Annotated in this window: 10 protein-coding genes; 3 read left to right on the forward strand and 7 right to left on the reverse strand. The window is 54.5% G+C overall.

Features of this window, described 5'->3' with window-relative positions; genetic code table 11:
• Positions 1-88 precede the first annotated feature (88 nt).
• The 3 genes from asnS to KVT28_RS05145 all read left to right on the forward strand — a co-directional run bounded on the left by asnS (position 89) and on the right by KVT28_RS05145 (position 4300).
• Positions 89-1489 (forward strand): asparagine--tRNA ligase, encoded by a 1401-nt coding sequence (gene asnS / locus KVT28_RS05135; protein ID WP_101760942.1) that lies wholly within the window; start codon positions 89-91, stop codon positions 1487-1489.
• Between the two features lie 299 nt (positions 1490-1788).
• Entirely contained in the window at positions 1789-2910 is a 1122-nt protein-coding gene (gene ompC, locus KVT28_RS05140; RefSeq protein ID WP_271459973.1) for a porin OmpC, read from the forward strand.
• 199 nt (positions 2911-3109) lie between these two features.
• Entirely contained in the window at positions 3110-4300 is a 1191-nt protein-coding gene (locus KVT28_RS05145; RefSeq protein WP_192413848.1) for an amino acid aminotransferase, read from the forward strand.
• 45 nt (positions 4301-4345) lie between these two features.
• Here KVT28_RS05145 and KVT28_RS05150 read toward each other — a convergent pair whose 3' ends face one another.
• The 7 genes from KVT28_RS05150 to cmoM all read right to left on the reverse strand — a co-directional run bounded on the left by KVT28_RS05150 (position 4346) and on the right by cmoM (position 15022).
• Positions 4346-4978 (reverse strand): MBL fold metallo-hydrolase, encoded by a 633-nt coding sequence (locus tag KVT28_RS05150; RefSeq protein ID WP_217547061.1) that lies wholly within the window; start codon positions 4976-4978, stop codon positions 4346-4348.
• A 36-nt stretch (positions 4979-5014) separates the two neighbouring features.
• Positions 5015-5566, reverse strand: a complete 552-nt coding sequence (locus KVT28_RS05155; RefSeq protein WP_217547064.1) for a YcbK family protein — start codon at positions 5564-5566, stop codon at positions 5015-5017.
• Between the two features lie 187 nt (positions 5567-5753).
• Entirely contained in the window at positions 5754-7583 is a 1830-nt protein-coding gene (ldtD, locus tag KVT28_RS05160; RefSeq protein WP_217547067.1) for a L,D-transpeptidase, read from the reverse strand.
• Positions 7584-7739: 156 nt separating this feature from the next.
• A complete protein-coding gene (mukB, locus tag KVT28_RS05165) occupies positions 7740-12206 on the reverse strand; it encodes a chromosome partition protein MukB (RefSeq protein ID WP_217547068.1) in 4467 nt (1488 codons plus the stop codon).
• On the reverse strand, positions 12203-12937 hold the full coding sequence (mukE, locus tag KVT28_RS05170) for a chromosome partition protein MukE (protein WP_101760949.1): 735 nt from the start codon (positions 12935-12937) through the stop codon (positions 12203-12205). Before mukE ends, mukB begins: the two co-directional genes overlap by 4 nt.
• Positions 12918-14240, reverse strand: coding sequence for a chromosome partition protein MukF (gene mukF, locus KVT28_RS05175; protein WP_192413854.1), 1323 nt, complete (start codon positions 14238-14240; stop codon positions 12918-12920). Before mukF ends, mukE begins: the two co-directional genes overlap by 20 nt.
• Positions 14237-15022, reverse strand: coding sequence for a tRNA uridine 5-oxyacetic acid(34) methyltransferase CmoM (cmoM, locus tag KVT28_RS05180; RefSeq protein ID WP_101760950.1), 786 nt, complete (start codon positions 15020-15022; stop codon positions 14237-14239). Before cmoM ends, mukF begins: the two co-directional genes overlap by 4 nt.
• Positions 15023-15126 lie beyond the last annotated feature (104 nt).

Below are 15126 nucleotides of genomic sequence, written 5' to 3' on the forward strand. Positions count from 1 at the left end.
TGCTTGTTTCCTGTGGGCTCGCAAGTAACATAGCAAAACCCTGAAAAAGGGCTTTTATCCACCTTCTTTTATATATAGAGAGAACTTTATGAGCGTTGTGCCTGTAGCGGATGTACTGCACGGCCGTGTCGCGGTTGACAGTGAAGTCACCGTACGTGGTTGGGTGCGTACCCGAAGAGATTCCAAAGCTGGTCTTTCCTTTATCGCCGTTTACGACGGTTCCTGCTTTAATCCCGTTCAGGCCGTCGTCAATAATTCTCTGAATAATTATCAGGATGAAGTGCTGCGTCTGACCACCGGCTGCTCGGTAATCATTACCGGTAAAGTGGTCGAATCGCCGGGCGAAGGCCAGGCTTTCGAGCTGCAGGCGACTAACGTTGAAGTTACCGGCTGGGTTGACGATCCGGATACCTATCCGATGGCGGCGAAACGTCACAGCATCGAATATTTGCGAGAAGTGGCGCATCTGCGTCCGCGTACCAACCTTGTAGGCGCCGTGGCGCGCGTGCGTCATACGCTGGCGCAGGCGCTGCATCGCTTCTTCCACGAAAACGGCTATTTCTGGGTTTCGACTCCGCTGATCACCGCTTCGGATACCGAAGGTGCTGGCGAGATGTTCCGCGTTTCGACGCTGGACCTGGAAAACCTGCCGCGCGATCCGCAGGGCAAAATCGATTTCGATAAAGACTTCTTCGGTAAAGAAGCGTTCCTGACCGTATCGGGCCAGCTCAACGCCGAGACTTACGCTTGTGCGCTGTCTAAGGTGTATACCTTTGGTCCGACTTTCCGCGCCGAAAACTCCAACACCAGCCGTCACCTGGCGGAATTCTGGATGCTGGAGCCGGAAGTGGCGTTCGCGACGCTGGATGATGCGGCCGCATTGGCAGAATCCATGCTGAAGTATGTGTTCCAGGCTGTGCTGAATGAGCGCGCCGACGACATGGCGTTCTTTGCTGAGCGTGTAGACAAGGATGCGGTTGCGCGACTGGAGCGTTTCGTACAGACCGACTTTGCTCAGGTGGATTACACCGATGCGGTTGAAATCCTGCTGAAAAGCGGCCAGAGCTTCGAGAACCCGGTCTCCTGGGGCGTGGATCTCTCATCCGAACACGAGCGTTATCTCGCCGAGCAGCACTTCAAGGCACCGGTGGTAGTGAAAAACTACCCGAAAGACATTAAAGCCTTCTATATGCGCATGAACGAAGATGGCAAAACCGTAGCGGCGATGGATGTTCTCGCGCCGGGCATCGGCGAAATCATCGGGGGTTCACAGCGTGAAGAGCGTCTGGATGTGCTGGATGCACGTCTGGCAGAAATGGGCCTCAATAAAGAAGATTATTGGTGGTATCGTGACCTGCGCCGTTACGGCACCGTGCCACATGCCGGCTTTGGATTAGGTTTCGAACGATTAATCGCCTATGTCACCGGCGTACAAAATGTAAGGGATGTTATCCCCTTCCCACGTACCCCTCGCAACGCGAATTTCTAAATTTAGCGATTAATTATAAGTAATTCATATATATAAAGAGGTCGGCCTAGCCGGCCTTTTTTTATTTTTGTAAATTTAGAGTTCTCTCACAAAGTTCCCGAATTTTTACAAATTGTCATACAATTTTTCCTTTTGATACTTAATTGCGAGATTTGAATCATCTTCGGGCTAGAATTAGCAACCCTGTGATGGAAAGATGCGTGCAGACACAGGAGACATCAAACTTCTTTCAAGGTTCTGTAAAGATTTCTTGGCAGCAGTGGCAGATGTCCAAATAACTCCAATGAGGGTAATAAAAAATGATGAAGCGCAACATTCTTGCAGTGGTTATCCCAGCTCTGTTGGCTGCTGGTGCAGCAAACGCAGCAGAAATTTATAATAAAGACGGCAACAAGCTGGACCTGTACGGTAAAGTCGATGCGCGTCATCAGTTCTCTGATAACTCAGGTTCAGACGGCGACCAGACTTATGTGCGTTTCGGCTTCAAGGGTGAAACTCAGATTAATGACCAACTGACCGGTTACGGCCAGTGGGAATACAACATTCAGGCTAACAACTCTGAAGGCGCTAGCGATGCTCAAAATGGCAACAAAACCCGTCTGGGCTTTGCCGGTCTGAAAATTGCCAATGTCGGTTCGTTCGACTACGGCCGTAACTACGGTGTAGGTTACGATCCGCTGGCATGGACCGACGTTCTGCCAGTATTCGGTGGTGACTCTGGTTACTCTGATAACTTCATGGTTGGTCGTTCGAATGGTCTGGCGACTTATCGTAACAACGATTTCTTCGGTCTGGTTGATGGACTGGCGTTTGCTGTTCAGTATCAGGGTAAAAATGAAGAAGGCACTAACGCTAACAGCCGCAGCCTGAGTCGCGCCAATGGCGACGGTTGGGGTTCTTCTCTGACCTATACCTCTGACATCGGTGTTGGCGTTTCTGCTGCATACACCTCTTCAGACCGTACCAATGGCCAGGAAGCGTCCTTCTATGGCAACGGCAGCAAAAAAGCTGACGCATGGTCAACCGCTCTGAAATATGATGCGAACAACCTGTACCTGGCAGCAATGTACGGTGAAACCCGTAATTCAACCTGGATTTCAACTGATGCTACCGATATTGCTCCAGCCCGAGGCGGCGCAATCAATAAAGAGCAGAAGTTCGAAGCAGTTGCTCAGTACCAGTTCGACTTCGGTCTGCGTCCATCCCTGGCATACGTCCAGTCTAAAGGTAAGGACATCGAGACCTGGGGTGATCAAGACATCTACAAATATGTTTCTGTTGGTGCGTACTACTATTTCAACAAAAACATGTCTACCTATGTTGATTATCAAATCAACCTGATGGACGAAAACGACTTCACCCGCGCGGCTGGCATCTCTACTGATGACACCGTTGGCGTTGGTCTGGTTTACCAGTTCTAATCACCCGATTAGCATTGCGTAATACCTAAAAACGGAGCCCTCGGGCTCCGTTTTGCATTTCAGTGATCGGCTTCGCAATTAGCTTATCTACTTTATCTCACCGACATATTTCTTTTTTATATCAGCGGTTGGCAAGCGTGCCGACTGACGTTAACCTGATAGCTCATTTCGCTAAAGTTCACCTAAACGGAACTGACTCATGTTTGAATCGATCTCTGCCGCACCCGCCGATCCTATTCTGGGACTGGCTGACCTTTTTCGTGCCGATGACCGGCCGAATAAAATCAATCTTGGCATTGGTGTTTATAAAGATGAAACCGGTAAAACGCCGGTCCTCACCAGTGTTAAAAAAGCTGAGCAGTATTTGCTGGAAAATGAAACCACCAAGAACTACCTGAGCATTGATGGTCTGGCGGATTTCGCACGATGCACGCAGGAGTTGCTGTTCGGCAAAGAGAGCGCGCTGATTTCTGCGGGTCGCGCATGCACCGCACAAACGCCAGGCGGTACCGGCGCCCTGCGCGTAGCGGCAGATTTTCTGGCAAACCAGACCAGCGTCAAGCGCGTTTGGGTGAGCAACCCAAGTTGGCCTAACCATAACAATGTCTTCAACGCTGCTGGCCTTGAAGTGTGTGATTACGATTATTACGATGCCGCAAGCCACAGCCTGGATTTCGACGCCATGGTGGCATCGCTGCAGGAAGCCAAAGCAGGCGATGTAGTGCTGTTCCACGGCTGCTGCCACAACCCAACTGGCGTTGATCCGTCTGCAGAGCAATGGCAACAGCTGGCGCAACTGTCGCTAGAGAAAGGATGGTTGCCGCTGTTTGATTTCGCCTATCAGGGCTTTGCTCGCGGTCTGGATGAAGATGCGCAAGGGCTGCGTATTTTTGCCGCATCACATCAGGAACTGATTGTTGCCAGCTCTTACTCGAAGAACTTCGGTTTGTATAATGAGCGTGTAGGTGCATTAACGCTGGTTGCAGCGAGCAGCGACGTGGCCAAAACTGCGTTTAGCCAGGTGAAATACACCATTCGCGCCAACTACTCTAACCCGCCGTCACACGGCGCGGCGGTCGTCGCCACCATCCTCAGCAATGACGCGCTGCGCACCATCTGGATTCAGGAGCTGGCCGATATGCGTCAGCGCATCCAGCGCATGCGTCAGCTGTTTGTGAACACACTGGCGGAGAAAGGCGCTAATCAAGACTTTAGCTTCATCATCAAGCAGAACGGCATGTTCTCATTCAGCGGCCTGACCAAAGATCAGGTAGTGCGTCTGCGTGAGGAGTTTGGCGTGTATGCGGTGAACTCGGGTCGCGTTAATGTGGCAGGCATGACGCCAGATAATATGTCGGCGCTGTGTGAGGCGATTGTCGCAGTTTTATAAATCAGGCGGCAAATAACGACAAATGGGCCAAAAGGGCCCATTTTTTTATTCTTGCAGGAACGGATTGCTGATGCGTTCGCGGCCTAGCGTCGAGATAGGCCCGTGCCCCGGCACGAAAGTCACATCATCGCCTAGCGGCAACAGCTTGGTTTTAATCGCATCGATCAGGTCGCTGTGGCTGCCCTGCGGGAAATCGGTGCGTCCAACGCCACCGTTGAAAATCACATCTCCCGAAATCAGAAGACGCCCTACACGATCAAAGAACACAATATGTCCCGGCGTATGGCCCGGACAAAGCAGCACTTCCAGCGTGACATTGCCAACCTGCACAGTTTCACCCTCTTCCAGCCAGCGATCGGGCGTGAGCGGCGCGCACTCGGGCATACCGAACATGCGGCTTTGTGTGGGCAGATTATCTAACCAGAAAGCATCGAGCGGATGCGGACCGACAATGGGCACCTGATAATGTGCCGCTAGCTCGGCAGCGGCACCAACGTGATCAAGATGTCCATGCGTGAGCAGGATCTGCGACGGCGTTAAACCACGTTCTGCCAGCACGGCTTTGATGGTTTCCGCATCGCCGCCGGGATCGACCAGTGCGGCTTGTTGGGTTTCGTCATCCCATATAACTGAACAGTTTTGGGAAAAAGCCGTAACCGGAATAATTTGGTAGTTCATAGCGCTCCATGACCGACACACGCAGCGCTGCCGGTATCAGGACCAGTGCCTTGCGGGCCCGGTATCTATGTGTACGAAGTTGCTGCGCGGGTAATATCCTACACCACCGGCGCGCATAGATAACGCCGCTTTGCGAACATTGCTCAACGAAATTCCCTCAATGTGGAAATCCATCGCTTGTCCTTTAGTGTGATAGCTTTTTTTCGCCACGCCCGGGCCCGATTCACGCAGCATGGTGTTGGTGGCTAAGGTGCGGTAACCCGAGATCAACTGCACCGGCTTACGCGTATCCAGCAATGTTTGCAGGCGGTAAAGCTGGTCAAAAAGATGGGGATCGATGGTCTTCACCTGATTGGCGCGGTAATCACGGAAGAAGTGATTTAAGCGGGCTAACTCATCCTTGTCATAACGCTTACCGTTAAAAAACTCCGTTTTAAGGGTTTCACCGGTGTGAAGGTTACTAAGCGTCAATACTCGTGGGCGGGCGGTGGAAAGCGAAGCCAGAGCGGAGTCAGGAAGCAGTGATAATCCTGCTGCTGCGCCTCCAATCAAGAGTAATCGACGACGTTGAGAATCAATATTAGCCATGAAGCGAGGTTACCTAATCTAAAGCGGATAAAATATGTGCGAAAAGTACACAAGGCCGAACATTAACGTCCGCCTAAGACTCAGTCAACCCAGAATATGTTGCAGAAGACCAAAACCAGCTCAAAATCAAATTTTCGAGACTGGTCTTGGTTAAATTCATGTGAAGAGAAAACAGCCAAATCAATTACTAGAGTAACAACTGACCGGCTTTATGCAGTACCTGACTACCGGAACGGGCGGGATTATCATAATTGTAAATATCTGTACGATATTGCGGCTGGCCGTCATCTGCGACCCATGCGGTTAAATAGTAAAGGTTCACAGGAATACGATGGCGAATCGGCACGTAACGGGTATTTCCCTCTTTCAAGGTGTCTGAGATACGGCCGTCGTTCCAGCCCACATCCTGCAACAGCAGATCGGCCAGTTCTGAGGCTTTATTCACGCGCACACAGCCCGAACTGAGCGCACGAATATCGCGCTGGAACAGGTTATGGTTCGGCGTATCGTGCAGATAAATCGCATCCGAACTCGGCATGTTGAATTTGTAGCGACCCAGTGAGTTGGTTGCGCCCGGCGCCTGTCGAATGCGATACGGGAAGCTCGCAGCCGACACCATACGCCAGTCAATCATCGAAGGATCGATCACTTCCGCATCCGCACTCCAGCCCGACAACAGCGTATAACCGTGCTTATACAGATAAGTCGGATCTTGTTTCACCTTCGGCACAATATCCTGGCGCACCAGCGTGGTTGGCACGTTCCACGGTGGATTGAGCACCACATTATTCAGCGCGCTACGCATCAGCGGCGTTTTGCGGTCAGGACGACCCACAATCACGCGTGATGACAAAATGGTGGCGCCGTTGTTGTAGTAGGTCAGCGAATAGTTGGGAATGTTCACCATGATGCCGTTATGCATATCATCCGGTAGCAGACGCAGGCGCTGTATGTTGAGCGCCAGCAGCGAAGCACGCATCTGCGGCGGCACATTCAGCCATTCACGGGTACGCGGACCAATTGCGCCGTCATCGGCCAGTCCCTGCCAGTGCTGGAAGCGTTTAACGCCCTCCACCAGCGCAGCGTCATACACGTTGGGTCCGGTTGCCGTCGGATTAGCAGCCACATTATTGGCCACTTCAGGCGTCGCAGCGAGTGCCGGAGCCGCATCAATATCATCAAAGTTTGCCGCAGACGGGCTCACCGCCACCGGCTGATTGCTTTGGCTCACCGGAACCGGCGCAGTTGGCACCGCGTCTTCCGCCGGCGTTGGCGTAGTACTATGGCTGGCGGTCAACATGCCGGTGCGTTGCAGAATCTCACGCAGCGCAGGCACATCATTACTGATCTGCCCTGGGCGTAGCGTAACGGTATCACGCAGCTGTGGCCATGGGCGATCGTCGGTGAGTAGCGTTTTCAGCGCATTATGCATCGGCGCATATTGCGGATGCTGCGGTTGCAACGAGACCACAAAAGTCCGGCTGCCGCCGCCGTTCACCGCATTTTGCCATTGATTGATGGCCGCCAGAGATGGCATGGTCAGCTTGTAAGGCACATTGCTGTAGAGCCAGGTTTCGCCCTGTGTCGGCACATTGGCAACAAACTGCAGATAGCCAAGCATCGCATCACTGAGCACGATGTCGCGCGCCAGGCCTTTGATGTTCGGATTGGTCAGACGCTCAACCCAGCGGGTGAATTGCGGCTGCACGCCAGAGAGCGCCACTTCCGCCAATTGCTGCTGGAAAGCCTGCACCGCTTGCGGGTCTTGCCATAGCGGAGCCATATCGCGCGACGCATAAATACCGGCTAAACCGGGCAAATAGAAAGGTTGTTCAGTGGCGCTGAACGCCTGCTGAATCTGCTGCTGGCTGGCAGCAACCGACATCGAACTGTGGTGCGTTAAATTGGGTAGCGTGGAGGTGATGGCCGCATGGCTCACAGCCTGCGGCGTTAGTACCAGTGACAAACCGAGTGCTACTGCAGCACGACTCATTTTGCTCTTATTGTTTAGCAACATCCCTGCCCCCTTCTCACCAATGACATAGCGCCCTGTGATCGCCATGTACAGCCATACTCATAATGTTGAGTATACGAATAAAAAACGGCATCTGCCTCTCAGTGCAGATGCCGCATACAGATTAAACGTAGTGCTGTTTTTTAACCAGATTAAGCGCTATGAATTCTCATATTCAAGACCGACCTTAGGACTTTGATCCTTGCTCGCTGCAGGATTTGCCGAGAAGCCGCGCAGCCCAACCACATGCACATGTTCGGTGTTATTGAACATTTTACGCACCAGTTTGTAGGTGGTGCCTTTTTCCGGGCTGATGTTCTCTGGCGCCGCGATGATCAGCTGCATCTCCAGACGTTCGCACAGCTCAAACAGTGTGGCGATCGAACGCGCATCAAGACGTGCCGCTTCATCGAGGAACAGCAGACGACACGGGGAAATATCTTTGCCACGCAGACGACGTGATTCCTCTTCCCAGCTCTGTACCACCATCACCAGAATCGACATCCCGGTACCGATCGCTTCACCGGTAGAGAGCGCGCCACTTTCTGCACGCAGCCAGCCGTCAGTACCACGGTTCACTTCCACTTCCATCTCAAGATAGTTGCGGTAGTCGAGCAGCTCTTCGCCAATGGTTTGCGGCGTGCGCTGGCCCATATCGATCTGCGGATTCAGGCGCTGATAAAGTTTCGCCAGCGCTTCCGAGAAGGTTAAGCGGTTGCTGGTAAACAGATCCTGATGCTGTTCATGCTCTTCCGACAGCGTATCCAGCAGCGTTGAGTGCGCTTCACGCACGTTCACGTTGAGGCGCACGCTGCGCACCTGACCAAAGCTTACCGCCTGCAACCCCTGGTTCAGCTGGCGAATACGGTTTTGCTCGCGCTGGATGGTTTTACGAATGATGTTCGCCGCACTGCGTGAGCTGATTGCCAGCGTCTGTTCACGCGCCGTCAGCTCTTCGGTCAGACGATTCAGCTCAATCTCCATCTGCTCGATGGCTTCAACCGGATCGTCGGTACGAATGATGTCCTGGCGAATACGTTCGCGCAGATGCTGATACACCGCGATAAAGAACTGAATCTTACGTTCCGGACGTTTCGGATCTTCAGACATACGCAGCACATCGCGCAGATGTTCGTTATCCGCCACCGCCAGACGCAGCGCACCCAGCGCCTTATCCGACATGGAACGCAGCTCATCACCGCTGAGATAGGCGAGCTCGCGACGATGCAGACGACGTTCAACGCCATTCTCTTTCACCAGACGCAATACCGTGCACCAGCCCGCTTTCGCGCTGACCACCTGCTCACGAATCTGATGATAATCGCGTTCCAGCTTGCGCAGTTTTTTCTGCAGGCTGTCCATTTCGGCTTCACAGAAGGTGATCTGTTTTTCCAGCTGGTTGCGACGCGCACGGTTGTGGCTTAGCGCGCTATACAGCTCATCACGACGAATGCGCGCGCGCTCTTCTGCACTGGCATCGGCATGCACGCCGATATCCTGCATCTCTTGCTGCAACTCTTTCAGCATGTCGCGTTTGGCATCGTATGAACTTTTTAGCGAAGCCAGCACCTGCGAATACTGCGTCAGCTGGGCCTGATGTCCACGCAGACGTTCGCGTGCGCGGCTGCGCTCGCCTTCCGCCTGCTCCAGACGCTGACGCAACTGTTCGTTGAGATCGCTGTTGCCACCCAACATGCCAGCCGAACTTTCATAGCTGAAGTGCGCGCGGCGCTGCACCACTTCGGTCAGCGCAAAGGCTTGCTGACGCGCATCACGCTGCTGCTGCTGTGCCTGCTGATAGTCGCGCTGCAGCTGATCGTGCTGCTGCGGATCGCTTTGCAGTACCGCAATCAGCGGCTCCAGCTTGCTGAGTTTGCTGCCGTGCTGATGCAGGAAACGCGCGGCTTCCTGTGCTTCTTCAACGCGCTCGCGGATCTCTTCACAGCGATCGCCAAGCGTGTCGTCGAGCAGCAGATTTACGCGCGGCAACAGGCGGTTCAGCTGGCTGACGCCCTCTTTTGCCTGCTCAAACTGCGCGCGCTGCTGCTGATTGTCATTTTCATGCTGCGCCAGCGCCCGCTCCAGCTCGCCACGACGGCTGTTAAGCTGACGAATCTGCGCTTCCGGATCTTCGTCAAACGCCACCGCTAAATGGCTGCCGATGAAGCGGCTAAAGGATTGATGCAGACGCTGGGTTTTCTGTACATCAAACGACAGCGTGGCATAACGTTCAGCCAGCTGTTCACGTTCGTTGTTCAGCAACTCAAGCTGGTTTTCACGCGCCGCGCGACCAAACAGCGGCACTTTCGGGAAGCGGGAGTAGCGCCACTGACGCTCAGCCACTTTCACCACCACCGCTTTTTCCAGCTCTTCGACGCTAAATACGCTGTCGTCAAAGGCTTGCGGATCGCCTTCAATCAGATAGAGATCTTCCGGGCACTCGTCTAAACCGTCGAGCAGGTCGCGCACCAGCGACAGATCTGGCACCACGATGGCGTGGCGCGATGGACCGTATAGCGCCGAGAAGTACGGTGCATCATCCAGCGTAACGTCATCATAAATTTCCGACAGCAGCACGCCGCCAAAACGTTCCGCCAGCTGCGTCAGTCGCGCATCTTCCGCACCGCCCGGTTGGCTCAGACGTTCAATCTGCTGTTCAACTTCGCGCTTACGCGCGGCCAGCTCGTCGCGCTCAACCGTGGTTTCACGCTCGCGCTCCAGCAGTTGCTGCATAAATTCGGTGATTTGCTGGCTGCTGCTCAGCTCCTGACCGGTTTGCTCGCTCAGCTGCGTCAGGATTTCCTGCGCCGCCAGCCAGTGTGGCGCACGCGCGGTCAGCGCAGTGATGCGTTCACGCAGCTGCTCCAGCTCCTGACGCATCAACATGCGGCGTTCACCGGCATCGGCAACGCTGCTATTCAGTTGCTCAATCTGCGCTTCGAGTTCACGCTGCAAGCCGTCCAGCGCATCCGCATCGTATTGCTGGCCCTGACGTTTGCAGAAATCCGCCAGCAAACGCTCAGCATCATGCTGCTCACGCAGACGGGTTTCTAATTCATTGAGGCGCAGACGCAGCGAGGAAAGCTGTTCGGCCTGGTGGCGCTGATTGCCAGCGTCGCGCAGTAATTCGCGCCCCACTTGCCACGCATCCTGACGACTGACGTCACCGGCGATGCTGGTAACTAACGCTAACGCTTGCTCAAACTGGCTGTGTGCCGCTTCGGCGACGCTCAGTTTCTGTTCCAGACGCAGCAGGCGCTCGGTGGCTTCTTCTTCACGCGCCTGGAAGGTTTCCTGCCATTCGGCCGCGTTATCGATGGTTAAATCAGGCAGCTGACACTGCGTGCGCGCCTTTTCCAATGCTTGCAAAGCTTGCTGATACTGGATTGCCCGCGTCTGTTGCACGTCGAGCGCCTGCTGGAAATCGGCGAGTTGGCTTTTTAGCTCATCGACTTCCACTTCAGCCGCTTCGGCGCGTGCTTCATTCTCTTCCTGCACTTCGCGCGCTTCGGCAACCACTTCGTTCTGCTCTTCGAGGCGATAGGTCAGCTCTTCCAGATCGGCATCATAACGCTCGATTTTTTCCTGCTGGCGCATGGCGGTTTGCACCAGATTCAGATGGTCGCTAGCGCCCTGATAATCGCTTTCCAGATCGCTCTCAGCACCGCTGTGCTCGGCCAACTCGCGCGCCATTTCAATGTGGCGATACTGCTCGGAAATCAGCTGGTTGCGGCTGGTAAACAGCTCATTACGCAGCTGCAGCGCGCCGTCGAGGTGAATTCGACGCTCGTTGGCGTGGCGCATGTAGTCGGCGGAAACGTAGTTGGTGGCTTCCGAGATCAGATGCTTAAACAGGTCGCGATCGGATTGGGTGACGCGAATCGCTTCCAGCGTCATGCGGTTTTCCCGCAGTGCAGCTTCCATATCCTGGAAGGCTTTACGCACGCCGCCATTTTCTGGCAGCAGGTAATCGCGCAGTGAACGGGTGATAGCGCTGGAGATACCGCCGTACAGCGAAGCTTCAATCAGGCGATAAAACTTACTGCGATCGCTGGCGTTACGCAGACGACGCGGCACCACGCCGAGCTCGAACAGCACCGCATGGTAATCGGTGACCGAGTTGTACTGTTTGAACTGCACGCCTTCCTGTGCTTCCACGCGCTCCTTTACTTCCGTCAGCGGCAACACGCGCGCCTGGCGGTTATTAAGGATTTCGGTCAGCATATCCGTAGCCTGTGAATCGCTCGGCAAGCCGTGAATACTGAATGGTTTGATATCGACCTTTTTATCGCGTCCCGCTACCTGCTGCAGACGTACGCCAACAATCACGCGTTGATGGCGTGAGTTGACCACATCCAGCACCGAATAGCAGACACCAGCGCGCAGCTTACCGTGCAGGCCTTTATCGCGCGAACCCGATGTCGCACCGGCTTCGGTGGTGTTACGGAAGTGCAGCAAGGTTAGGTCAGGGATCATCGCCGTCACGAAGGCGGCCATGGTGGTGGATTTACCCGCACCGTTACCGCCCGAAAGCGTGGTGACCAGTTCATCAAGATCAAAAGTACGGGCAAAGAAGCCGTTCCAGTTGATCAGCGTTAGCGAACGAAATTTACCGCGTTCAATCATGCTTGTTCATCCTCCGCGTTATCACTCGCGTCGCTTTCAGCGTCAATATCGTTATCTGCTTCATCGTTCTCAGTCGCAGCCGGCGCACTTTCCAGCGTCATCGCTTCACCGTCACGTATCAGGCGCAGCTGCGCTTCACGCGCATCGTCACCGCTGCGCACGTCGGCGCCAAAGCGGAACACTGATTCGGTGATGCGGAATTTGCTGCTGTCGTTGCCCATAAACCACACCATGCCGAGACGACGCAGGCGGCTCAGCGACGCACGCATTTTTTCCTGCAGCTTGGCGCGATCAAGATCGGAACCGGTAGAACGCTGATTGACCAGCTTGAGCAGTTTGCTCTCATCGGCCAGCGACAGCAGTTCGTCGTACAGCTCTTGCTGGGTAAAAATCCCCTCATTCGCCAGACGTTCCGGGCTGAGATAGAGATAGCAAAGAATTTTGCCCACCATCATATCCAGCTCGGACAACACCGAGCGCGGAATCAAAGTGGTTGAACGCGGACGCAGATAGAAGAAGCCTTCCGGCGCGCGGATCAGCTCAACGTTGTAGCGCGCGTAAAACTCTTCGAGATATTCCTGGTAATCCATCAGGAAGGCGTGATTATCCAGCTCTTCAATGCCAATGTGGCGACCCGCGCGTAACTGGCTATCGAGCGCCGGGAAAATCGGGTTTGCCAGAGCCAATGCCAGTTTGACTGGCATCACTTGTTCAATATTTGTCGATGACATGTGCCTGCACCTTGGCTCCGTAATCATTAATGGCCTGCCATTGCGCAGGCAGACCGGCTAAATCAGCTTCGGCCACGCCGAGTCGCACCGCTTGATCGATGACGATACGCGCCAGATCAAAGTGGCGCGCGCGCGGATACTGCGACAGATAGTCGCGCATCACCGTGGCCAGATGGAGCGGCTTCTGCTCCTGCTTATAAATCTGCAGCGCCTCTTCGATCATCGCGGCCAGCTGCTCGCGAATCTCATTAAACTCTTCGTATTCCATTTCCGGCGGCAGCTCGCCCATCACCTCGTCATTACGCAGCGTCATCTCTTCATCGCGCATATCGTAGAGACGATCGGCATTGGCGTAGGTCAGCGCCCACGGCTGATCGAAATAGTTTTGCACCGACAGGCGTAAACGCTGAGCAAACACGCGGTTCTTATCCATGTCGATGGCGGTACGAATAAACTTGTGTACATGGCGGTCGTAGCCGATCCACAGATCGATAGCCTGCTGGCCCCAGCTGATGATGCGATCGAGCTTGTTTTGCAGGTCAAACACCAGCTTATCGACAAAGCCCAGATCCGGGCTGCTCAGCGTCGCATCCTGGATGCGCAGCAGGTTGGCCTGCAGCTTATCGCCGGCCGCCTCCAGCGTATCCTGCAGTTCACGCAGCGTACCGGACGTTTCCGACAGCAACATTTCACAGCTGGAGATCGCCGCGCGCCAGTCTTTGTTAAGCAGATCGGCAATATCCGTTTTCACCGCTTGCTGCTGCTCATCCATCAGACGCTGCGTCATGTCGATGCTATCGAAGATTTCCGCCACCGAATATTTCAGCGGCGCAAACACGTTACGATGCCAGTGGAATTCATCACCGTCTTCTTCGGCGGCATCCGCGGCGCGTTTCAACTCCTGCGCCACAATCGACAGCTGCATCGACAGGCGCAGCGTGGAGAACTCGCGCTGGCGGATGTAATAGTCGGTAATGCCGATGGCGAGTGGCGTCAGGCGATAGATGGCATGCCCTTCCGTCAGCTCGCTGGTAAAGCGGTTCAGCAAGCGCTGACGCACCATGTCATTGATGGCGTTATTGGCACGGACATGCACAGTTTCGTGGGTTTGTTCGAATGCTTTGCTAACGTGACGAAACGCGTCAATCAGCTCGCCTTCACTCATCTCGCCGTCCATGCGCTCACCGTTTAAGGTGGCGATGGCCAGCAAAAAGGCCAGACGTTCTACCGGCAGCGCAAGCGAAAAATCGTTCTTGCGCGCCCATGCCACCAATTCGGGGACCGTCTGGGAAAATTCGCTCATAGTTGATCCTTCTGGCTGGGTTTGCGCGCGGTCACGTGGATATAGCGCCCTAAGCTTAAAAAGGGCTCCTGGCGACAGAAACGCCGTTCCATCTCAATGATTTCCTCAACGCTCTTCCCTGCGCCGGGTTGCGGCTTCATGTAATCACAGAAGACGCGAATGCCCGCACGCCGTTCAATTTCAAATCCGCAGTTTGTCAGCCAACGCGTCACATCATCCGGATCGCGCGGGAAATCGGGCGACAGCGTGCGCTTTTTACGTTTGCTCATATTGGCGCGCATATAGCCGAAGTTGCCAAGCGTCAGGGTGCGGAAGGTTAAGCCGTGCGCGTTGTAAAACATCAACGACAACACGCCACCGGGCTTGAGCGTGTGCCACAACGCTTGCAGCACCTCTTCCGGATGCGCGACCCATTCCAACACCGCGTGAAACAATACCAGATCAACCTGCGTATCCAAATGTTCGCCCACCTGCTGGGCGCTAATTTGTTTGAATTGCATGTTGTGGCTCACACCCGCGGCAAGCGCATGGGCTTCCGCCAGCTTCAGCATCTCAGCAGAGAGATCGCACAGCACAACCTGATGACCGCGCGCCGCCAGCCCGCTTGAGACTTGTCCCACGCCGCCGCCGGCATCCAGCACCTTCAAGGATCCGGCAGGCAATGTCGGTAACAGAGCTTCCAGTTCGTCCCAGACAATCGCCTGGCGCACTTGCCCTTTGCGCGTGCCATAAATGTTCTGTGAGAATTTGTCCGCCAGATCGTCAAAGTTACGATCCTGCATGATGATGGCTCCGCTTTGCTGCATTCAACTTGTGCTATTTTGTCACAGGCTCAACAAGAATGAACCTTTCATGCCGCAGTAACCGTCTGGCAGCTGTTTTTTTG

The sequence above is a fragment of the Pantoea sp. GbtcB22 genome, assembly GCF_019091025.1.
Taxonomy (GTDB): Bacteria; Pseudomonadota; Gammaproteobacteria; order Enterobacterales; family Enterobacteriaceae; genus Pantoea; species Pantoea leporis.